This is a genomic window from Amycolatopsis sp. ATCC 39116 (assembly GCF_000231075.2).
GTDB lineage: Bacteria > Actinomycetota > Actinomycetes > Mycobacteriales > Pseudonocardiaceae > Amycolatopsis_E > Amycolatopsis_E tucumanensis.
The window spans coordinates 1-21,232 of sequence record NZ_AFWY03000081.1 but is presented as its reverse complement, the minus strand read 5'-3'; the positions used below and the strand labels follow the sequence as shown (position 1 = coordinate 21,232).

Here is a 21,232-nt window from a genome sequence, read left to right as displayed (position 1 = left end):
TTAACTTGATACTCGAGGCCCCGGTCGAGAACTGTGAAAAGTTCTCCCGGGGCCTCGAGCTTTTTGTGGTGCGGTGCTGCCCCGAATGAGAGGACAGCACCGGACGATCAAGCCAGCAGAGCCTCCACGTCGGCGCGCAACGCCGCCATCGTCGACGTCGCATCCACTCGCACCTCAGCCAGAGCCGCCTCATCCGGCACCGGCCGCGTCACCTGCAGGTAGCACTTCAACTTCGGCTCGGTGCCCGACGGGCGGATCACGACCCGCAACCCGCCGCCGGCGATGCGCAACGCATCCGTCTCCGGCAACAGGTCCGCCATCTCCACGGCCGCGCCGGCCAGCTCGGTCGGCGGCGACTTCCGCAGGCGTGCCATGAGCTGCCCGCGGACCGACAAGTCCGTCACCCGCAACGACACCTGGTCCGTGACGTACACCCCGTGCGCGACGGCCAGCCGGTCCAGCTCGTCGAGCAGCGACCGGCCCTCGGCCTTCAGCTTCGCAGCCAGATCACAGGCGAGGGTCGCCGCGGCGATGCCGTCCTTGTCCCGCACGAAGTCCGGGTTCACACACAGCCCCAGCGCCTCCTCGTAGGCGAACACCAGCCCCTCGCCGGAGCGGGTGAGCCACTTGAAGCCGGTCAGCGTCTCCGCATACCGGGCGCCGCGAGCCCTGGCGATGTCGCCCAGCATGGCGGCCGACACGATCGTCGTCGCCACCAGCGGGTCCGGGTTGCTCGTCGTCGACAGGACGTACTCGCCGAGCAGGACCCCGGTCTCGTCCCCGCGGAGCATGCGCCACTCACCGGTCGCGTCCGGCACACCGACCGCGCAGCGATCCGCGTCCGGGTCCAGCGCGATGGCGAGGTCGGCGTCGACCTCCGCGGCCAGCGCGAGCAGCAGGTCCGTCGCGCCCGGCTCTTCCGGGTTGGGGAAGGACACCGTCGGGAAGTCCGCGTCCGGCGCCGACTGCTCGGCCACCAGGTGCACGTCGGTGAACCCGGCCCGGGACAGGGCCTCACGCAGGACCTCGGCGCCGACCCCGTGCAGGGCGGTCGCGGCGATCCGCAGCCCGCGGTGCGGCGACCGCGGGACCTGGGAAACCCGGTACAGGTACTCGTTGAGGATCTCGTCGCCGAGCACCGTCGCACCCGGTTTGCGGGGCACACTGATCGCGCCGGGAGCGGCGGCGATCGCGGCTTCGATCTCGGCGTCGGCGGGCGGCACGATCTGGATCGCGACGTCGTCGTAGAGCTTGTAGCCGTTGTCGGCGGGCGGGTTGTGCGACGCGGTGATCTGGATGCCCGCGGCCGCGCCGAGGTGCTTCGTCGCGAACGCCACCAGCGGCGTCGGCAGGGGGCGGGGCAGGACCCGGACGTCGAACCCGGCCGCGTGCAGCACCTCGGCCGCCGCGGTCGCGAACTCCGCCGAGCCGTGCCGGGCGTCCCGGCCGACGACGACGATCCGGCCGGCGTGGCCGTGCGCGGTCAGCCAGGTCGCGACCCCGGCGGTGGTGCGGACGACGACGGCGGTGTTCATGCCGTTCGGTCCGGCCCGGACGGGGCCGCGCAACCCGGCGGTGCCGAACTCGAGCGGACCGGCCATCCGGTCGGCAAGGTCGGTCACCGCGTCGGAGGCGCCGTTCATCGCAGCGGCGAGCACGGCCTGCAACTCCTGCCGCGCGGCCGGGTCGACGTCGTCCGCGATCCAGCGGATCGCGCGGTCGCGGAGTTCGGGGGTGAGGCGGCTCATGCGCGCGCGACGAGCCGGCGCAGCAGGGTGCCCATCTTCTCGGCCGACGCGCGTCCGGCCTCCAGGACCTCCTGGTGGCTCAACGGTTCGCCGGTCATGCCCGCGGCCAGGTTGGTCACCAGGGACAGCCCGAACACCTCGACACCGGCGGCGCGCGCGGCGATCGCTTCGAGGACGGTCGACATGCCGACCAGGTCGGCGCCGAGCGTGCGCAGCATGCGGATCTCGGCGGGGGTCTCGAAGTGGGGGCCGGGCAGGCCGGCGTAGACGCCCTCGGTGAGGCTCGGGTCGATCTCGCGCGCGAGGTCACGCAGGCGGTGCGAGTACAGGTCGACGAGGTCGACGAAGTTCGCGCCGGTGATGGGGGAGGTCGCGGTCATGTTGAGGTGGTCGCAGATCAGCACGGGCTGGCCGACCTGGTAGTCGTCGCGCAGCCCGCCGGCGGCGTTGGTGAGCAGAACGGACTTCACCCCCGCGGCGGCGGCAGTGCGCACGTTGTGCACGACGCGGCCCACGCCCTTGCCCTCGTACAGGTGGGTGCGGCCGAGGAGCACCAGGGTGCGCTTGCCGTCCACGTCCACGGAGCGGACGGTGCCGCCGTGCCCGACGGCGGTCGGGGTCTCGAAGCCGGGCAGCTCACCGAGCGGGATCTCCGCCTCGGGCTCGCCGATCACGTCCGCCGCGGGACGCCACCCGGAGCCCAGCACCACTGCGATGTCGTGCTTGGCGAACCCGGTGCGCTCCGCGATGGTGGCGGCAGCAGCCGACGCCACATCTTGTTCGGTCATGGGCCCATCTTCCCAGCGGTGCGCTGCCGCCGTGCCCCAACCCAACCCAAGAAGCTGGGTGGTCATCCCGTCGCCTGACACCGGCGCGATCACCTTGAGCCAGGGCCGCAACCTGCGCTGCCAACCGGCGGCCGAACATGCCAACCTTGCGGCCCTGGCTCAAGGTGATATGCACAAACCGGAAGGCGACGGGATGACCACCCGGCGACCACCCACCCGAGGTGAGACGACAACGGTCCCCTGGTCATCCCGGAGCCTGCCCGTCCGGCGAGGACTATCTCTTGATCTTTAAACCCGCGCTGTCGCGCGGCGGGGAGTCCGCCCTGCGGGCGGGTGCGCCTCACGGCGCTCGAAAGGTCACCTTCCGACCTCCCCCGCCCCCGATGCCTGAGTGTGTTTCAGTCGCCGAGCAGCCGTGTCAAGGCGGGAAAGCGTGCCTTGACACGGCTGGTCGGCGACTAAAGATCGGCTGTGGGTCGGGGGCGGGGGAGGTCTGGTTGGGGTAGTCGGTCTTCTCGCGTTGCCGGCTGGCGGTTGGGGGCGGGCCTGCTGCTGCCGCTGTTAGCCGGTCACCTGGAAGGTGGGCAGGATGCGGTCGTAGAGCGCGGTCTTCGCGGTCTCTTCCTGTTCCGTCGGCACCGTCACGCTGACTGCCCACAGGCTGGTGCCCTGCTTGAACACCTTCGCGTACGTCGTGCGGCTCACGGATCCCGCGGGGGCCCTGTCGATCGTCCGGTACATCATCGTCAGGCCGTCCTGCTCGGCCAGCTTCGCCTGGTTGACCAGCTTGAACTCGCCGTTCGAGCGGCTCTTCTCCAGCGCCTTGACGTAGTCGGCGATGTCGTTGCCGGGGAAGTACTTCGGGAAGTGGTTCACCGCCAGCATCTGCGAGCCGTCCGCGGAGACGAACTGCACCAGCGTCGACAGGGGCAGGTCGTCGCCGGCCTGGGAGCTCGTGAACCGCGTCCAGTCGGCAGGCACGTCGACCGTGAAGGTGCCGTCCTGGGCTCCCTTGACGCTCGACGCCTCGCCCGTGCGCCGCTCGAAGACCGTGGGCTGCGGGACCGACGGCGCGGACGTCTCGTCCCGCGACGGGGGCGCCACCGGCTGCGCCCCGATCACCCGCGCCGCGACGAAACCGCCGAACGCGGCGGCCACGAACAGCACCAGCGAAGCCACCACCAGCAACACCGTCGCCGTAGTGCTGCGGCCGGCCGTGGCCGGTGCCGCCAGCGTGGCAGCCGGGCGGGGCGCGGCCAGCGTGTCGGCCGGACGAGGCTGCCCGAACGGCAACGGCCCTGGATCGGCGGCCAGCTCGTTGCTCGCCTCCGCGCGGGGCGGGCCGAACGGCAGGGGACCGGGATCGGCCGCCAGCTCACCGCTCGCCTCCGCGGCACCGTCCTCCAGCACCGGGCTCGCCGAGATCTCCCGAGTGTCGGTGGCCTCCTCGCGCTGACCGCTCGCCGCGGCGAACATCTCCGGTCCGAACAGGACCCGCGGCGCCTTCTCCAGTATCGGGTACAACTGCCGCCGCACCTGCGCCAGCGGCAACCGGTCCCGCGGCTCCTTCGCCATCAACGCGGTGATCAACGGCGCGAGCGGACCGGGCGACGGCCGCGGCACCTCGCCCTTCACGACCTTCCCGATCGTCTCCAGCGGGTCGCCGTCCGCGTCGTACGGCGGGTGGCCCTCCACCGCGCAGAACAACGTCGCGCCCAGACCCCACAGGTCCGCGGCCGGGGTGACGGCTTTGCCGGAAGCCACCTCCGGGGCGATGTACGCCGGCGAACCCAGCGTCATCCCGGTACGGGTCATCGACGCGTCCGACACGTTCCGGGCGATGCCGAAATCGGTGAGCTTGATCCGCCCGTCCTCCGCGACCAGCACGTTCCCCGGCTTCACGTCACGGTGCGTGATGCCCGCGTTGTGCGCGGCCCCCAGCGCCGCGGCCACCGCGTCACCTACCGCGGCGGCCTGCTCGACCGACAGCGGCCCGTGGTCGCGGATCAGCTCGGCGAGGCTGTGCGACGGCAGCAGCTCCATCACGACGAACGGCTCGCCGTCCTGACGTGCGACGTCGTGCAGGGTGATCACGTTCGGGTGAGACAGCACGGCGATGGCCCTGGCCTCGCGCAGCGTCCGCTCACGCAGCTCGTTCGCCTGGCCCGCGGTGACCCCGGGCGGCAGCAGGATCTCCTTCACCGCGACCGGCCGGTGCAGGAACTCGTCGTAGGCCGACCACACCGTGCCCATCGAGCCGGAGCCCAGCACGGAGCGCAGCCGGTACCGCCCGGCCACCACCCTGGTCTCCTCGCTCGAACTCGCCACGGCACCATTGTTGCGGATGCGCGCTCGGTGACTGCGGGCGCTGCCGGGCCGCGAGCAGAGTCACAATCGCGCCCCTTGCCCGCCCCCTACCATCAGACCTATGACTCAGGCTGGGACAACGGCGCCCACCCCGGATTCACCGGACGAGCTGGCCCTCGCCGCCGAGTTCGGGACGCCGCGGCACGAGGACTGGCAACGCCTCGTGGCGGGGGTGCTGACGAAGAGCGGAGTGCTGCCGGAGGACTTCGACGGCGCCCCGGAAAGCCTCCTGACCAGCAAGACCTACGACGGCATCGAGATCCAGCCGCTCTACACGGCGGACGACGCCGCCGCGCCCGCCGGGTTCCCCGGCCTGCCCCCGTACGTGCGGGGCGCGCGGGCCGAAGGCAACGTCGACACCGGCTGGGACGTGCGCGTCCTGCACGGCGGCGCCGACGCGGCCGAGACCAACAAGGCCGTCCTCGCCGACCTGGAGAACGGCGCCTCCTCGGTGTGGCTGCGCGTCGGTGGTGACGCACTGCCACTGGACGCCCTCGCCGACGCACTCAACGAGGTCTACCTCGACCTCGCGCCGATCGTGCTCGACCCCGGCGCCGACTACGAGGCCGCCGCCGACGCGCTGCTCGGGCTGCTCGCCGAAAAGAACATCCCGGACAGCGAGGTCACCGGGACCATAGGCGCCGACCCGATCGCCCTGCGTGCCCGCACCGGCCGGCCGCACGACACCGCCCCCGCCGCCGCGCTCGCGGCCCGCCTGTCCGCCAAGCACCCGAAGCTGCGCACGCTGGTCGTCAACGCCCTGCCCTACCACGAGGCGGGCGGTTCCGACGCGCAGGAACTCGGCGCCGCCATCGCCGCCGGGGTGGCCTACCTGCGTGCCCTCACCGACGCCCGGCTGAGCGTGGACGCGGCCGCCGACCAGCTCGAGTTCCGCTTCGCCGCGACCGCCGACCAGTTCCTCACCATCGCCAAGCTGCGCGCCGCCCGCCGCCTGTGGGCGCGGGTGTGCGAGGTGTCCGGCGCGACCGCAGGCCGCGGCATGCGCCAGCACGCCGTCACCTCGCCCGCGATGTTCACCCGCCGCGACCCGTGGGTGAACATGCTGCGCAGCACCGTCGCCTGCTTTGCCGCCGGTGTCGGCGGCGCGGACGCGGTCACCGTCCTGCCGTTCGACTTCGCGATCGGGCTGCCCGACTCCTTCTCCCGACGGATCGCCCGCAACACCCAGTCGATCCTGCTGGAGGAATCGAAGCTGTCCGGCGTGATCGACCCGGCAGGCGGCTCCTGGTACGTGGAGAACCTGACCGACGCGCTGGCCAACGCGGCCTGGCGCGAGTTCACCGAGATCGAGCGGCAGGGCGGCATCGAGGCGGTCCTGGACTCCGGCGCGCTCGCGGCCCGGCTCGCGGAGACCTGGGCGGCGCGGCAGAAGCGCCTGGCCACCCGCAAGGACCCGATCACCGGCGTCAGCGAGTTCCCGGACCTGCACGAGAAACCGGTCGAGCGCACCCCGGCTCCGTCCGTTGTGGACGAGGGCGGGCTGCCGCGCGTGCGGTACGCGCAGGCCTACGAGGAGCTGCGGGACCGCTCCGACGCGCACCTCGCCGAGACGGGTGAGCGGCCGAAGGTCTTCCTCGCCACGCTCGGCCCGGTCGCCGCGCACACCGCCCGCGCGACCTTCGCGTCCAACCTCCTCCAGGCCGGCGGCATCGAACCGCTCAACCCGGGCGCGGTCGAGGACGTGGTCGCCGCCTTCCGCGAGAGCGGCGCGACGGTCGCCTGCCTGTGTGGCACCGACAAGCTCTACGCCGAGCACGCGGCGGACACCGCGAAGCAGCTCAAGGAAGCCGGCGCCAGGCGGGTGATCCTCGCGGGCAAGGGGCAGTACCCGGGCGTCGACACGTACGTGCACGCGGGCTGCGACGCCCTCGCTGCCCTGGCCGCCATCCTCGACACGCTGGGAGTGAAGTGATGGCCATCCCCGACTTCACCGACGTCGAACTCGGCATCCCCGACCCGGGCAGTCAGACCGGCTGGGCCGAGGCGCTCCACTCGAGCACCGGCAAGGGCGCCGACGCCCTGACCTGGGAAACCCCCGAGGGCATCGGCATCAAGCCGCTCTACACCGCCGAGGACACCGCCGGTCTGGACTTCCTGCGCACGTACCCGGGCATCGCGCCGTTCCTGCGCGGCCCGTACCCGACGATGTACGTCAACCAGCCGTGGACGATCCGCCAGTACGCCGGGTTCTCCACCGCGTCCGAGTCCAACGCCTTCTACCGCCGCAACCTCGCGGCCGGGCAGAAGGGCCTGTCGGTCGCCTTCGACCTGGCCACCCACCGCGGCTACGACTCCGACCACCCGCGCGTCGCCGGTGACGTCGGCATGGCGGGCGTGGCGATCGACTCCATCTACGACATGCGGCAGCTGTTCGACGGCATCCCGCTGGACAAGATGAGCGTGTCGATGACCATGAACGGCGCGGTGCTGCCCGTCATGGCGCTCTACATCGTGGCGGCCGAGGAGCAGGGCGTGCGGCCCGAGCAGCTGGCCGGGACCATCCAGAACGACATCCTCAAGGAGTTCATGGTCCGCAACACCTACATCTACCCGCCGCAGCCGTCGATGCGGATCATCTCCGACATCTTCGCGTACACCTCGCAGCGGATGCCGCGGTTCAACTCGATCTCCATCTCCGGCTACCACATGCAGGAGGCCGGGGCGACCGCCGACCTGGAGCTGGCGTACACGCTGGCCGACGGCGTCGAGTACATCCGCGCCGGGATCGACGCGGGCCTGGAGGTCGACAAGTTCGCGCCGCGCCTGTCCTTCTTCTGGGCGATCGGCATGAACTTCTTCATGGAGGTCGCCAAGCTGCGGGCGGCCCGGCTGCTGTGGGCGAAGCTGGTCAAGCAGTTCGAGCCCAAGTCCGAGAAATCGCTGTCCCTGCGCACGCACAGCCAGACCAGCGGCTGGTCGCTGACCGCGCAGGACGTGTTCAACAACGTCATCCGCACCTGCGTCGAGGCGATGGCCGCGACCCAGGGGCACACGCAGTCGCTGCACACCAACGCGCTCGACGAGGCGCTGGCCCTGCCCACCGACTTCTCCGCGCGCATCGCCCGCAACACCCAGCTGCTGCTGCAGCAGGAGTCCGGCACCACGCGCGTGATCGACCCGTGGGGCGGCAGCGCGTTCGTCGAGAAGCTGACCTACGACCTGGCGCGCAAGGCGTGGGGCCACATCAGCGAGGTCGAGTCGGCGGGCGGCATGGCCCGCGCGATCGACGCCGGCATCCCGAAGCTGCGCATCGAGGAGGCCGCGGCCCGCACCCAGGCGCGGATCGACTCCGGCCGCCAGCCGGTGATCGGCGTGAACAAGTACCAGGTGGTCGACGACCAGCAGATCGACGTGCTCAAGGTGGACAACGCCGGGGTGCGCGCGCAGCAGCTGGAGAAGCTGCGGCGGCTGCGCGAGGAGCGCGACGAGGACGCCACGCAGGACGCGCTGCGCCGTCTCACCGCGGCCGCGGAAGGCTCGGGCAACCTGCTGGAGCTGGCCGTCGACGCGGCCCGCGCGAAGGCGACCGTCGGCGAGATCTCCGACGCGCTGGAGAAGGTGTGGGGCCGCCACGCCGGGCAGATTCGTACGATCTCCGGGGTGTACCGCGACGAGGTCGGGAAATCCGGGAACGTGGAGAAGGCACGCGCGCGGGTCGAGGCGTTCGCCGAGGCCGAGGGGCGCCGTCCGCGCATCCTCGTCGCCAAGATGGGGCAGGACGGGCACGACCGCGGCCAGAAGGTGATCGCCACGGCGTTCGCCGACCTCGGCTTCGACGTCGACGTGGGCCCGCTGTTCTCCACGCCGGCCGAGGTCGCGCGCCAGGCGATCGAGGCGGACGTGCACGTCGTCGGCGTGTCCTCGCTGGCCGCCGGTCACCTGTCGCTGGTGCCCGCGCTGCGTGAGGAGCTGGCCCAGCTCGGGCGCGAGGACATCATGATCGTGTGCGGCGGCGTCATCCCGCCGCAGGACTACGACGAGCTGCGGGCCGCGGGCGCGTCGGCGATCTTCGGGCCGGGCACGGTCATCGCGGACGCCGCGCTGGACCTGCTCGACCAGCTCGAGCAGCGGGAGTCCTGAGCCCTTGCCGCGCAAGATCGACGTCGGTGCCTACGCCAAGGGTGTGCTCGCGGGCGACCGCGGCACGCTGTCCAGGGCGATCACGCTGGTCGAGTCCCAGCGGCCGGACCACCGGCAGCTGGCCCAGGAGCTGCTGGTCGAGCTGCTGCCGCACGCCGGTGGCGCGCGGCGCGTCGGGATCACCGGCGTGCCCGGGGTCGGCAAGTCGACCTTCATCGACCAGCTCGGCACCGACCTGACCGAGTCCGGCCACCGGGTCGCGGTGCTGGCCGTGGACCCGTCGTCGACGCGGACCGGCGGCAGCATCCTCGGCGACAAGACCCGCATGGCGCGGCTGGCCAACGACCCGGCCGCGTTCATCCGGCCGTCGCCGACGTCCGGCACGCTCGGCGGCGTCGCCCGCGCCACCCGCGAGACGATCGTGCTGATGGAGGCCGCCGGGTACGACGTCGTGCTGGTCGAGACCGTCGGCGTCGGACAGTCCGAGGTGACCGTGGCGAACATGGTCGACTGCTTCCTGTTCCTGACGCTGGCCCGCACCGGCGACCAGTTGCAGGGCATCAAGAAGGGCGTGCTGGAGCTCGCCGACGTGATCGCGGTGAACAAGGCCGACGGCGAGCACGAGCGCGACGCCAAGCGCGCCGCGCGGGAACTGGCCGGGGCGCTGCGGATGATCTACGGCCCGGACGCGGCGTGGGCGCCGCCGGTGCTGACCTGCAGCGGGCTCAACGACATCGGCCTGGACACGGTGTGGCAGCAGATCGAGCGGCACCGGGAAACGCTTGAGGGATCCGGCGAGCTGGACCGCAAGCGCAAGCAGCAGCAGGTCGACTGGACCTGGGCCATGGTGCGCGAACAGCTGCAGGCCCGCCTCGCCGAGCACCCGGGCGTGAAAGCGCTGGTACCCGAGGTCGAGGAGGACGTCCGGGAGGGCAGGCTCACCGCCACGCTGGCCGCGCAGAAGATCTTGGACGCCTTCTCCGCGTGAGTCTCCTTGTTGACGGGTAACCGAACCGGCACACTGGGCAGCATGGTCAAGGTGCGTGCCGTGCTGGCGGGTCTGATGCTGACGACGATGGTCACGTTCGCCGTGCCCACCGCGCCCGCGCTCGCCGCGCCGGTGGCCGTGCACGCCGCCGCCGACGTGGTGGCGCAGCAGACCACGGACCCCGGGCCGCGCATCAACCCCGACGAGAACAGCAAGGCCAACCAGGAGAAGACGAAGAACAAGATCATCGTCGGGGTGCTCGCCGCCGTGCTCGCCGCCATCGTCCTCTGGGGACGGAGCGTGCGGCGCAAGAAGCGCAAGGCCTCCAGCTGACCACACGCGGCGCATTCGGTTACGCCGTATTCCGTAGTGCCGCTCGCCGCAGATCCACTACCGGCCGTCGCCCAGCGTGAGATCCGGTTCGAAGATTGCTCCTTGCATGGTGCAGGATTGCGTCAAATGGGTTACGTAGTTCTCGGTGTGTATGGAGGTGCGGCGTGACCGTGCTGGACTCCCGCCCGGAGGTGCCCGGTGATCACGGTGGTCGCCCTACCTCGTTCGAGGCGTCGGACGCGCTGATCACGGCGGACGGCGTCAGCATGGCTCCCGTGACCGATCTCGGTGCGGGCCGGGGCCCCTTCTGGCTGGACGAGTGGCTCGAGCGCGGCGGCACGGACCTGGTCGCCTGGCGCCGCCACATCCACGCCCACCCGGAACTGGCACGTCACGAGTTCGCGACCACCGAGCTGATCTGCGACATCCTGCGCTCGGCCGGTCTCAGCCCGGAGATCCTGCCCGGCGGCACCGGTGTGGTGTGCGACGTCGGATCGGGTGACCGCTGCGTCGCGCTGCGGGCCGACATCGACGCGCTGCCGCTCACCGAGGCGACCGGCCTGCCCTACTCGTCGACGGTGGACGGCGCGGCGCACGCCTGCGGGCACGACGCGCACACCGCGATCCTGCTCGGCGCGGCCAAGGCCCTCGCGTCGGCGCCCGAGCTGCCCGGACGCGTGCGGCTGATCTTCCAGCCGGCCGAGGAGGTCATGCCCGGCGGCGCGCTCGACGTGATCACCGCGGGTGGTCTCGACGGCGTCGACCGGATCTTCGGCCTGCACTGCGACCCGCGGGTCGAGGTCGGCAAGATCGGCACCCGCGTCGGCGCGCTGACGTCGGCCGCCGACCTCATCGAGCTGCGACTGACCTCGCCCGGCGGGCACACCTCCCGGCCGCACCTGACCGCCGACCTGGTGCACGCGCTGGGCGTCGCGATCACCTCGCTGCCGTCGCTGCTGTCCCGGCGGGTCGACCCGCGCTCCGGCACCGTGCTGGTGTGGGGCGCGGTGCACGCCGGGCAGGCCGCCAACGCGGTGCCCGAGGAGGGCGTGCTGCGGGGCACGCTACGGACGGCCGAACACGAGGTGTGGAAGGCGCTGGAGCCGCTCGTCCGCTCGTCGGTGGAGTCGCTGCTGACGCCCTACGGGGTCGGTTTCGAGCTGGACTACCGCCGCGGGGTGCCGCCGGTCGTCGGCGACGAGGACAGCACGGCGCTGCTGCGCGCCGGCATCGAGGCGGCCCTCGGCGACGATGCGGTGACCGGTACTGAACAGTCGTCGGGCGGCGAGGACTTCGCCTGGTACCTGGAGCACGTGCCGGGCGCCTTCTGCCGCCTCGGGGTGTGGTCCGGCGAGGGCGACCAGCGCGACCTGCACCGCCCCACCTTCGAACTGGACGAGCGCGCGCTGCACGTCGGCGTCCGCGTCCTGGTCCACACCGCGCTGGCCGCCCTGGCCTGACCAGCACGAACAAGGCCGGCGAGCGTCTGGGCGACGCTCGCCGGCCTTCGCTTGTCCACAGGGCCGGCGGTTGTCCACAGGGGCTGTGGACAAGCCGGGGTCAGGATGTGATCCCGCGGCAGGGGCGGGTGCGCAGGTCGTCCACGTAGTCCGTCGGCGCGCCCGCGGCCTCGGCGGCGTCGGCGAGCACGCCCAGGTACCGGGCCGACGGCAGACCGCCCTCGTAGGCGTCCAGCACGTACAGCCAGGCCAGCGCGGAGCCGTCCATCGTCTGCACGCGGAGCCGGATCTTGTTGTGCATGCCCAGCTCGCCGCCTTCCCAGCTGTCCAGCCGGGCCTCGTCCAGCGGCGTCACGTCGTACAGCACGACGAAGACCCGGGAGCCCGGGTCTTCGACGATGGTCGCCAGGGCGCCTTCCCAGCCGAGGTCCTCGCCTCCGAAGGTCAGCCGCCACCCCTCCAGCCAGCCCGTGCCGGCCATGGGCGAATGCGGCGCCCGCTCCATCATCTGATTCGGATCCATGTTGGACCCGTAGGCGGCATACAACGGCACGCGCACAGCCTAGCCGCCCATCGCTCACCCGACCGGACGTACTCCAGGTGTCGCGGCCTAAGGTTGTGGATGAGGTGCGCGTAAGGAGGAGGAGACCACGTGACCAGGATCGTGATCATGGGCGGCGGACCGGCGGGCTACGAGGCGGCGCTGGTGGCCGCACAGCACGGCGCCGACGTCACGATCGTCGAGAAGGACGGGCTCGGCGGCGCCTGCGTGCTCTACGACTGCGTCCCGTCGAAGACGTTCATCGCCTCCTCCGGCGCCCGCGCGAACATGCACGGCCTCGGTGAGCTGGGGATCATCACCGACATGGCCGACACGAGCGTCGACCTGCGCACCGTGCACGGCCGGGTCAAGGGCCTCGCGCTCGCCCAGTCCGCCGACATCCGCGCCCGCGTGCAGCGCGAAGGTGTGAAAGTCCTCACCGGCGAGGGCCGGTTCGACGACGACGAGCCCGGCCTGGCCACCCACAAGGTGCGCGTCACGAAGGCCACCGGCGACGTCGACGTGCTCGACGCCGACGTCGTCCTGATCGCCACCGGCGCCACCCCGCGCGTGCTGCCGGGCGCGGTGCCCGACGGCGAGCGCATCCTCGACTGGCGTCAGCTCTACGACCTGCCGGAACTGCCCGAGCACCTGGTCGTGGTCGGGTCCGGCGTGACCGGCGCCGAGTTCGCCTCCGCCTACACCGAGATGGGCGTCAAGGTCACCCTCGTCTCCAGCCGCGACCGCGTCCTGCCGCACGAGGACGCGGACGCCGCCGCCGTGCTGGAGGAGGTGTTCGCCCAGCGCGGCAACACCGTCGTCAAGCATGCGCGCGCGGAGCGGGTCGAGCGCACCGAGAAGGGCGTCGAGGTCCACCTGCAGGATGGCCGCGTCATCGAGGGCACCCACGCGCTGATGACCGTCGGCTCGGTGCCCAACACCAAGGACATCGGCCTGGAGCGGGTCGGCATCGAGCCCGGCCCCGGCGGGTTCATCACGGTCGACCGCGTGTCCCGCACCAGCGTCCCCGGCATCTACGCGGCCGGCGACTGCACCGGTGTGCTGATGCTCGCGTCGGTGGCCAGCATGCAGGGCCGGATCGCGATGTGGCACGCGCTCGGCGAGGGCGTCGCGCCGATCAAGCTGAAGACGGTCGCCGCGAACGTGTTCACCCACCCGGAGATCGCGACCGTCGGCATCAGCCAGAGCGCGATCGACTCCGGCGAGGTGCCTGCCCGGACCATCATGCTGCCGCTGGCGACCAACGCGCGGGCCAAGATGGAGGGTCTGCGCCGCGGTTTCGTGAAGCTGTTCTGCCGTCCGGCGACCGGTGTGATCGTCGGCGGCGTGGTCGTGGCGCCGACGGCGAGCGAGCTGATCCTGCCGATCGCGCTGGCCGTGCAGAACCAGCTGACGGTCGACCACCTGGCGCTCACCTTCGCGGTGTACCCGTCGCTGTCCGGCTCCATCACGGAGGCCGCGCGGCAGCTGATGCGGCACGACGACCTGGACTGACGTCACGGTTGGGTGTCGAGGGCCAACCCCGGCACCCGGCGGCGCGCCTTAAGGGCCATCAGCTCTACCGCCGTGAGGCCGCCATGAGAACAACCGCCATCGCCGCCGGCTTCTTCGCGACCCTGGTCGCCGCCACGCCGGCGTTCGCGCAGACCACCACCACTTCGCCGGAGGAAACCAGCTCGGCGGAGGAGACCACTTCGGCGCCGATGCCCGTCTGGTTGAAGCTGTCCGCGTACAGCGGGCACGCCGGCGAGCAGGTCTCGGTCGCCGCCGCGTGCGACGCCGAAGCCAGTCCACTCACCACTCGAGCCCTGCGGGTGACGCAACCGCTTGCGGCGAACGCGGAGGGTCATCAGCCGTGGGCGTTGTTCGCCGAGACGGTGATCCGCGACGTGCCGGAAGGCTCCTATCCGGTGTCGTTCCACTGCGGTGGGGAACCGGTGACCGTCTACTTCACCGTGCTCGAGCGGGATTCGTCGCCCGCGCCGGGCAAGGCGGACCAGAGCCCGGGGCAGACGCGGGTCGTGCCGCGGGGCGCGCCGCAGACCGGTGACGGGTCGCTGGCGCCGTGATCCGGGCGGCGTTCGCCGCGGTGCTGGGCCTGCTCCTGCTGTGCGGTTGCGCCGCATCGCCGGAGCAGGCCCGGCCGGTCGCGGCTCCCGCTGCCGTGGAGATCCCGGCGATCGGGGCGCGCTCGACGCTGATCCCGTTGGGGCTCAACGAGGACGGGACGGTGGAGACGCCGCCGGTGACTTCGCCAGAGCAGGCGGGCTGGTATTCACACGGCCCGGCGCCGGGGGAACGCGGGCCCGCGGTGGTGCTCGGGCACGTCGACGGCAACCGGCGGCCGGGGATTTTCGCGCGGTTGGAGGAACTCTCGCCCGGTGACCGGGTGGAGGTGTCGCGTGTGGACGGTTCGCGGGCGGGTTTCGTGGTGACCCGCGTGGAGCGGGTGGCGAAGGCGGACTTCCCGACGGCCGCGGTGTACGGCGACACGGCCGGCCCGGAGCTGCGGCTCATCACCTGCGGCGGCGAGTTCGACCGGGCGGCGCGCAGTTATCGGGACAACGTGATCGTGTACGCCGTTCTCGGCTGACCCGTTTTTGTCGGGGGTGGGTGCCAGACTGTGACCACTGGCACAACTCCTGGTGGAAGGGATGTTCGAGATGACTCTGCGCGACACCGCTTGGCCCGAGGGCACGCCGGCGTGGGTCGACCTGATGGTGGCCGATCCGAAGCGGGCGGCCGAGTTCTACGGTGGGCTGTTCGGCTGGCGGTTCGAGGACCAGGGCGAGGAGTACGGGCACTACACGATCGCGACGCTGGAGGGCAGAGCCGTAGCCGCGGTCGGCCCGTTACCACCCGCGGTGGACGACCAGGGCGCGGCGTGGACGACGTACCTGGCGGTCGCCGACGTCGACAAGACGACCGCGAAGATCAGCGAGGCAGGCGGTCAGGTGCTGTTGCCGCCCGGCGAGGTCGGCGATTCGGGCCGGATGGCGATCGCGGCCGACCCGACGGGCGCGGCGTTCGGCCTCTGGCAGGCGAAGGGTCACATCGGTGCGGGAATCGCGAACGTGCCGGGCACGCTGGTCTGGAACGAGTGCATGACACGCGACTTCGACTCGGCGAAAGGTTTTTACGGCCGAGTGTTCGGCTACCGCTTCGACGACCTGTCCGCAGACGGCTTCGTCTACGCGGCGCTGAACGTGGACGACCGGACGGTCGGCGGGCTGGGACAGCTGCCGCCGGAGGTCCCGGCGCAGGTGCCGCCGCACTGGTCAGTCTACTTCGGAGTGACGGACACCGACGAGGCGCTGGCGAAAGCGGAGTCCCTTGGCGGCCGCCGGATGACCGAGCCGCAGGACTCACCGTACGGGCGAATGGCCCAGGTACTGGACGACCAAGGGGTGCCGTTCACGCTGATCGCGGTGGAGTCCTGAGCGGAGGACGGTAGGGGTTTCGGTCGGGGTTTCGGTCGGGGAGGGGATGCCGAGGTTTTCGATGAGCTGAGTCTTGCGCCTGCGCGGCGGACGGTCCCGCTGGGGCCGCGCAGGTTGTTGCGCGCAGAGTCGCAGCGCCGAACTCGGGCTGAGGCACGGTTGCTTCGGACCGGATCGCAGCGCCGTGCTGGTCGCGGGAGTTTGTTGCGAGCCGAGTCGGAGTGCTGAGTTCGGGCTGCGTGAGGTTGCGTCGGGGCGGATCGCAGCGCGGTGCTGGTCGCGGGAGGTTGTTGCGGGCCGAGTCGCGGTGCTGAGCTCGGGATGGGTGAGGTTGCGTCGGGGCGGATCGCAGCGCCGTGTTGGTCGCGGGAGGTTGTTGCGGGCCGAGTCGCGGTGCTGAGCTCGGGATGGGTGAGGTTGCGTCGCGGCGGATCGCAGCGCGGTGCTGGTCGCGGGAGGTTGTTGCGGGCCGAGTCGCGGTGCTGAGTTCGAGCTGCGCGAGGTTGGTTCGCGCCGGATCGCAGCGCCATGCTGGGCGCGCGAGGTTGTTGCGGGCCGAGTCGCGGTGCTGAGCTCGGGCTGCGTGAGGTTGCGTCGCGGCGGATCGCAGCGCCGTGCTGGTCGCGTGAGGTTGTTGCGGGCCGAGCGCGTGCCCTGCGTCAGCTTCCCGCCGCGCCCGGTCGCGGCCCGCGGCGGCCCAGCGCCGCCCCGCCCTGCCATCGCTCACCGCAGGGCGCGATCCGAGCGCACCGGAGCGAGCCGACCGTACCGGTCGTGAGCCGAGTGGCCGGTCGTGAGCCGACCGCACCTGTTGCGAGCCGAGCGCACCGGAGCGAGCGGAGCGCACCGGAGTGCGGAGCGGGCCGAGTGCACCGGTCGCGAGCGGAGCGCACCGGAGTGCGGCGCGCGCCTCCCGGCGAAAACCCTGCTGTGGCAAGGAAACGCGCGCCGCCGCCGTCACTACACCCAGTCGAAGGTCTTCGTCACCGCCTTCTTCCAGTTGTGGTACTGCGCCTCGCGGTGCTGGGCGTCCATCGACGGGTTCCACTCCTTGTCCTGGGCCCAGTTGTTGCGGATGTCGTCCTCGCTCGCCCAGAAACCGACCGCCAAGCCGGCGGCGTATGCGGCGCCGAGGGCCGTCGTCTCCGCCACCACCGGGCGGATCACCGGGACGTCCAGGATGTCGGCCTGGAACTGCATCAACAGCTCGTTCACGACCATCCCGCCGTCGACCTTCAGCGACTTCAGCGGCACGCCCGAGTCCGCGTTCATCGCCTCGATCACCTCGCGCGTCTGGAACGCCGTCGCCTCCAGGACCGCCCGCGCGATGTGCCCCTTGTTCACGTACCGCGTCAACCCGGCGATCACGCCGCGCGCGTCCGACCGCCAGTACGGCGCGAACAGGCCGGAGAACGCCGGCACGAAGTACGCCCCGCCGTTGTCCTCCACCGTGCGCGCCAGCTCCTCGATCTCGGCCGCATTGCGGATGATCCCGAGGTTGTCCCGCAGCCACTGCACCAGCGAACCGGTCACCGCGATGGAACCCTCCAGCGCGTACACCGTGTCGTTCGACCCGATCTTGTAACAGACCGTCGTGAGGAGGCCGTTCTCCGACATCACCTTCTCCGTGCCCGTGTTCAGCAGCACGAAGTTGCCGGTGCCGTAGGTGTTCTTGGCCTCGCCGGGGGACAGGCACGCCTGCCCGAACGTCGCGGCCTGCTGGTCACCGAGGATGCCGGCGATCGGCACACCCGACAGCACGCCACGCGGGCGCACCTTGCCGTACTCCTCGGACGACGACCGGATCTCCGGCAGCATCGACAGGGGAATCCCCATGTCCGCCGCGTTTTCCTCGTCCCAGCTCAGCGTGTCCAGGTCCATCAGCAGGGTGCGCGAGGCGTTCGTCGGGTCCGTCACGTGCACCCCGCCGTCCGGGCCGCCCGTCATGTTCCACACGGTCCAGGTGTCCATGTTGCCGAACACCAGATCGCCGGCCTCGGCGCGTTCCCGCGCGCCCTCCACGTTGTCCAGGATCCACTTGACCTTCGGCCCGGAGAAGTAGGTCGCCAGCGGCAGACCCGTCTTCGGCCGGTACCGCTCCTGGCCACCGCCGAGCTCGCCGAGCTGGTCGACGATCCGGTCGGTGCGGGTGTCCTGCCAGACGATCGCGTTGTAGACCGGCTTGCCCGTCTTCCGGTCCCACACCAGCGCCGTCTCGCGCTGGTTCGTGATGCCCACCGCGGCGATGTCCCCGGCCTGCAGGTCGGCCTTGGCGAGCGCGCCCGCGGTGACCGCGCGCGTGTTCTCCCAGATCTCCTCCGCGTTGTGCTCGACCCACCCGGCCTGCGGGAAGATCTGCTCGTGCTCCCTCTGTTCGACGGCGACCACCCGGCCGGAGTGATCGAAGATCATCGCCCGCGTCGATGTGGTGCCCTGGTCGATGGCGGCGACATATGAGGCCATGGGACTCCTCCCGTTGATTTGCCTGCCTGTGGGCTACTCGGATCGCTGCACCTGCCGCCCGGACCGGGTCTGGTCCGTCTCGGGCAGAACGTCCCCCTCGGACCGGGCGCCGTCACCCGCGTCGCCGTCGGCGGAGCCGGGAACCCGGCCGGGCGGCGGCGTCGGTTCAGCACCCGGCGCCGGACGGACAGCCAGCACGCTGCCGATGAAGAAGTCGTAGACCAGAACACCGACCACACCGCCGACGAGCGGTCCCACTATCGGAATCCACCAGTACGAGCTGAACCACTCCCCGTTGCCTGGGAAGGCCGCATCACCCCACCCGGCGAAGAACGCCAGCAGCCGTGGCCCGAGGTCGCGGGCCGGGTTGATCGCGTACCCGGCGTTCGTCCCGTAGGTGAGGCCGATCGCGACCACGACCAGGCCGACCACGAACGGGGCGAGGTTGGCCGACGGGGGTTGGTTGCGGGCGTCGATGATCGCCGCGATGATGGCGACGAGGATCGCCGTTCCGACGATCTGGTCGACCAGCGGCCCCCACACACCGTTGCCGAAGTACTCCGCGGGGAACGTCGCGAAGATCGAGAACGTGCCCACCGAACCGTCCCGGCCCGTCGGGGGGTTCTGCGACGCGAGGAACGCGTCGATCGCGTTGTGGTACACCGCCAGGACCACGGCCGCGCCGGCGAACGCGCCGACCACCTGGGCCGCCCAGTAGGGCAGGACCTTCGCCCAGGGGAACTTGCGGCGGATGGCCCAGGCCAGGGTCACCGCCGGATTGATGTGGGCCCCGCTGACCCCGCCCGCCACGTAGACGGCGAAGACCACCGCGAGACCCCAGCCCCACGCGATGATCAACCAGTTGGCAGGCCCGAAGTCGACGGTTTGGCGGCCCGAGCCCGGCAGGCCGACCACGGCCACGGCCACGGATCCACAGCCGAGGATGATGAGGATCGCGGTGCCGAGGAACTCGGCCAGTAGTTCACCCGCCGTGGTCTGCCGCATCCTCGTCCAGGGACGGGCTGTCCGGTCGGTCATGACACACCTCCCAATGCGCGAGACGACGTTGTCCCGAACGTCACATGGTGCTCGCCCGCCGACCGGACGACAAGCGCTTGCGCGGTGAGGACGTGCGGAAACGTGTCATGCTGGGTGGGTGCAGCGGACGTTCACGAGGGAAGGAACCGGAGTGACTGAGGCGAAGCTGGGGCCGGAGGCGAGGGAGGAGACCTGGCGGCGGCTCGGTGCGGAGACGTTCGACCTCGTGGTGATCGGTGGCGGGGTGGTCGGCGCGGGCACCGCGCTCGACGCGGCCACGCGCGGCCTGCGGGTCGCCCTGGTCGAGGCCCGTGACCTGGCGTCCGGCACGTCGAGCCGGTCGAGCAAGCTCTTCCACGGTGGCCTGCGGTACCTCGAACAGCTCGAGTTCGGTCTCGTCCGCGAGGCGCTGCGCGAGCGCGAGCTGATGCTCACCCGCATCGCGCCGCACCTGGTGAAGCCGGTCAGCTTCCTGTACCCGCTGCAGCACCGCGTCTGGGAACGTCCCTACACCGCGGCCGGCCTGTTCCTGTACGACACGATGGGCGGCGCGAGGTCGGTGCCGGGGCAGAAGCACCTCACCCGTGCGGGGGCCCTTCGGCTGGTCCCGGCGCTCAAACGCGATGCCCTGATCGGGGGAATCCGGTACTACGACTCGCAGGCCGACGACGCCCGCCACACCATGACCGTCGCCCGCACCGCCGCGCACTACGGCGCGGTGGTCCGGACCAGCACCCAGGTCGTCGGGTTCCTGCGGGAGGCCGACCGGGTGTCCGGTGTGCGCGTGCGGGACGTGGAGGACGGGCGCGAGACGGAGGTCCACGCGAACGCGGTCATCAACTGCACCGGGGTCTGGACCGACGAGCTGCAGCGCCTGTCCGGCAGCCGCGGCCGGTTCCGGGTGCGTGCGAGCAAGGGCGTGCACATCGTGGTGCCGCGGGACCGGATCGTGTCGGAGTCCGGGCTGATCCTGCGCACCGAGAAGTCCGTGTTGTTCGTGATCCCTTGGCGGAACCACTGGATCGTCGGCACGACGGACACCGACTGGAACCTCGACCTGGCGCACCCCGCGGCCACGAAGAACGACATCGACTACATCCTCGAGCACGTCAACTCGGTGCTCGCGACGCCGCTGACGCACGACGACATCGAGGGTGTCTACGCCGGACTGCGGCCGCTGCTGGCCGGGGAGAGCGAGGAGACGTCGAAGCTGTCCCGCGAGCACGCGGTGGCGCGGGTGGCGCCCGGGCTGGTCGCGATCGCGGGCGGCAAGTACACGACGTACCGGGTGATGGCCGCCGATGCGGTCGACGCCGCCGCGCCCGACCTGCCCGGCCGGTTGCAGCCGTCCATCACCGACAAGGTGCCGCTGCTCGGCGCCGACGGCTACCACGCGCTGGTCAACCAGGCCGACCACCTCGCCGCGCAGCACGGCCTGCACCCGTACCGGGTCCGGCACCTGCTCGATCGGTACGGCTCGCTGGTGCACGAGGTGCTGGCGCTCGGCGACGGCAAGCCGGAGCTGCTGCGGCCGATCGAGCACGCCCCGGACTACCTCGGGGTCGAGGCGGTGTACGCCGCGAGCCACGAGGGCGCGCTGCACCTGGAGGACATCCTCGCCCGGCGCACCCGCATCTCGATCGAGTACCCGCACCGCGGGGTGGATTGCGCCGAGGCGGTGGCGCGGATGGTCGCGGACGTGCTGGGCTGGTCGGAGGAGACGGTCCGGCGCGAGGTCGAGGTGTACACCGCGAGGGTCGCCGCGGAGCGGGACTCGCAGACGCAGCCGAGCGACGAGGCAGCCGACGAGCGGCGGTCCAGCGCGCCGGAGGCCAGGGCCCGGTTGACCGCCCCGGTGGGGTGAGGTTTCCGGGCTGAGGGGCCACCCGGCGGGACGGTTGCCGCCGAGGTCGGGCCGGGCTGGCGGTGTGGCAGCGCTGACGA

General features: G+C 71.5%; 16 protein-coding genes. 10 read left to right on the top strand and 6 right to left on the bottom strand.

Translation table 11 applies throughout. The features are described from left to right. Positions 1-107: 107 nt before the first annotated feature. The 3 genes from AMY39116_RS0339890 to AMY39116_RS0339880 form a co-directional block, all read right to left on the bottom strand. Complete coding sequence (locus AMY39116_RS0339890; RefSeq protein ID WP_020423183.1) at positions 108-1,748, bottom strand: phospho-sugar mutase; 1,641 nt, start codon at positions 1,746-1,748, stop codon at positions 108-110. Continuing rightward, positions 1,745-2,536, bottom strand: coding sequence for a purine-nucleoside phosphorylase (locus AMY39116_RS0339885; RefSeq protein WP_027932495.1), 792 nt, complete (start codon positions 2,534-2,536; stop codon positions 1,745-1,747). Before AMY39116_RS0339885 ends, AMY39116_RS0339890 begins: the two co-directional genes overlap by 4 nt. 561 nt (positions 2,537-3,097) lie before the next feature. Continuing rightward, positions 3,098-4,837 (bottom strand): serine/threonine-protein kinase, encoded by a 1,740-nt coding sequence (locus AMY39116_RS0339880; RefSeq protein ID WP_020423181.1) that lies wholly within the window; start codon positions 4,835-4,837, stop codon positions 3,098-3,100. 127 nt (positions 4,838-4,964) lie between these two features. Between AMY39116_RS0339880 and AMY39116_RS0339875 the strand changes: the two genes are divergently transcribed. The 5 genes from AMY39116_RS0339875 to AMY39116_RS0339855 all read left to right on the top strand — a co-directional run bounded on the left by AMY39116_RS0339875 (position 4,965) and on the right by AMY39116_RS0339855 (position 11,785). After that, a complete protein-coding gene (locus tag AMY39116_RS0339875; protein WP_027936642.1) occupies positions 4,965-6,836 on the top strand; it encodes a methylmalonyl-CoA mutase family protein in 1,872 nt (623 codons plus the stop codon). Next, positions 6,836-9,004: a methylmalonyl-CoA mutase gene (gene scpA / locus AMY39116_RS0339870; protein ID WP_020423179.1), complete on the top strand. Its 2,169-nt coding sequence runs from the start codon at positions 6,836-6,838 to the stop codon at positions 9,002-9,004. Before AMY39116_RS0339875 ends, scpA begins: the two co-directional genes overlap by 1 nt. Positions 9,005-9,008: 4 nt before the next feature. Further along, positions 9,009-9,992 carry a methylmalonyl Co-A mutase-associated GTPase MeaB gene (meaB, locus tag AMY39116_RS0339865; protein WP_020423178.1) on the top strand — a complete coding sequence of 328 codons (984 nt, stop codon included), beginning with the start codon at positions 9,009-9,011 and terminating at the stop codon, positions 9,990-9,992. A 42-nt stretch (positions 9,993-10,034) separates the two neighbouring features. Further along, complete coding sequence (locus AMY39116_RS0339860; protein WP_020423177.1) at positions 10,035-10,325, top strand: hypothetical protein; 291 nt, start codon at positions 10,035-10,037, stop codon at positions 10,323-10,325. Positions 10,326-10,489: 164 nt separating this feature from the next. Beyond that, complete coding sequence (locus tag AMY39116_RS0339855; RefSeq protein WP_020423176.1) at positions 10,490-11,785, top strand: M20 family metallopeptidase; 1,296 nt, start codon at positions 10,490-10,492, stop codon at positions 11,783-11,785. A 100-nt stretch (positions 11,786-11,885) separates the two neighbouring features. Here the strand turns inward: AMY39116_RS0339855 and AMY39116_RS0339850 are convergent, their stop codons facing one another. Continuing rightward, entirely contained in the window at positions 11,886-12,338 is a 453-nt protein-coding gene (locus AMY39116_RS0339850; RefSeq protein ID WP_039792089.1) for a gamma-glutamylcyclotransferase, read from the bottom strand. A 99-nt stretch (positions 12,339-12,437) separates the two neighbouring features. On the opposite strand from AMY39116_RS0339850, the gene AMY39116_RS0339845 reads away from it, so the two are divergent. The 4 genes from AMY39116_RS0339845 (at position 12,438) to AMY39116_RS0339830 (ending at position 15,787) form a co-directional block, all read left to right on the top strand. Continuing rightward, a complete protein-coding gene (locus AMY39116_RS0339845; protein WP_020423174.1) occupies positions 12,438-13,841 on the top strand; it encodes an NAD(P)H-quinone dehydrogenase in 1,404 nt (467 codons plus the stop codon). Positions 13,842-13,924: 83 nt separating this feature from the next. Next, positions 13,925-14,416: a hypothetical protein gene (locus AMY39116_RS0339840; RefSeq protein WP_020423173.1), complete on the top strand. Its 492-nt coding sequence runs from the start codon at positions 13,925-13,927 to the stop codon at positions 14,414-14,416. Further along, complete coding sequence (locus tag AMY39116_RS0339835) at positions 14,413-14,940, top strand: class F sortase (protein ID WP_020423172.1); 528 nt, start codon at positions 14,413-14,415, stop codon at positions 14,938-14,940. Before AMY39116_RS0339840 ends, AMY39116_RS0339835 begins: the two co-directional genes overlap by 4 nt. 70 nt (positions 14,941-15,010) lie before the next feature. Beyond that, the gene (locus AMY39116_RS0339830; RefSeq protein ID WP_027936640.1) at positions 15,011-15,787 is read left to right on the top strand and encodes a VOC family protein; all 777 of its coding nucleotides are present in this window, start codon (positions 15,011-15,013) and stop codon (positions 15,785-15,787) included. Positions 15,788-16,747: 960 nt separating this feature from the next. Here the strand turns inward: AMY39116_RS0339830 and glpK are convergent. Both glpK and AMY39116_RS44325 read right to left on the bottom strand, forming a co-directional pair. Beyond that, positions 16,748-18,250 carry a glycerol kinase GlpK gene (gene glpK, locus AMY39116_RS0339825; RefSeq protein ID WP_020423170.1) on the bottom strand — a complete coding sequence of 501 codons (1,503 nt, stop codon included), beginning with the start codon at positions 18,248-18,250 and terminating at the stop codon, positions 16,748-16,750. A gap of 33 nt (positions 18,251-18,283) precedes the next feature. Beyond that, entirely contained in the window at positions 18,284-19,288 is a 1,005-nt protein-coding gene (locus AMY39116_RS44325; RefSeq protein ID WP_235716323.1) for an MIP/aquaporin family protein, read from the bottom strand. Between the two features lie 151 nt (positions 19,289-19,439). On the opposite strand from AMY39116_RS44325, the gene AMY39116_RS0339815 reads away from it, so the two are divergent. After that, entirely contained in the window at positions 19,440-21,152 is a 1,713-nt protein-coding gene (locus AMY39116_RS0339815; RefSeq protein ID WP_020423168.1) for a glycerol-3-phosphate dehydrogenase/oxidase, read from the top strand. The last annotated feature ends 80 nt before the right edge of the window (positions 21,153-21,232 follow it).

Excerpts from the sequence above, each read along its gene's own strand:
- AMY39116_RS0339840 (WP_020423173.1), top strand. The coding sequence starts at position 13,925 with ATGAGAACAACCGCCATCGCCGCCGGCTTCTTCGCGACCCTGGTCGCC.
- AMY39116_RS44325 (WP_235716323.1), bottom strand. The coding sequence starts at position 19,288 with ATGACCGACCGGACAGCCCGTCCCTGGACGAGGATGCGGCAGACCACG.
- glpK (WP_020423170.1), bottom strand. The coding sequence starts at position 18,250 with ATGGCCTCATATGTCGCCGCCATCGACCAGGGCACCACATCGACGCGG.
- AMY39116_RS0339830 (WP_027936640.1), top strand. The coding sequence starts at position 15,011 with ATGACTCTGCGCGACACCGCTTGGCCCGAGGGCACGCCGGCGTGGGTC.
- AMY39116_RS0339885 (WP_027932495.1), bottom strand. The coding sequence starts at position 2,536 with ATGACCGAACAAGATGTGGCGTCGGCTGCTGCCGCCACCATCGCGGAG.
- AMY39116_RS0339875 (WP_027936642.1), top strand. The coding sequence starts at position 4,965 with ATGACTCAGGCTGGGACAACGGCGCCCACCCCGGATTCACCGGACGAG.
- scpA (WP_020423179.1), top strand. The coding sequence starts at position 6,836 with ATGGCCATCCCCGACTTCACCGACGTCGAACTCGGCATCCCCGACCCG.
- AMY39116_RS0339860 (WP_020423177.1), top strand. The coding sequence starts at position 10,035 with ATGGTCAAGGTGCGTGCCGTGCTGGCGGGTCTGATGCTGACGACGATG.
- AMY39116_RS0339890 (WP_020423183.1), bottom strand. The coding sequence starts at position 1,748 with ATGAGCCGCCTCACCCCCGAACTCCGCGACCGCGCGATCCGCTGGATC.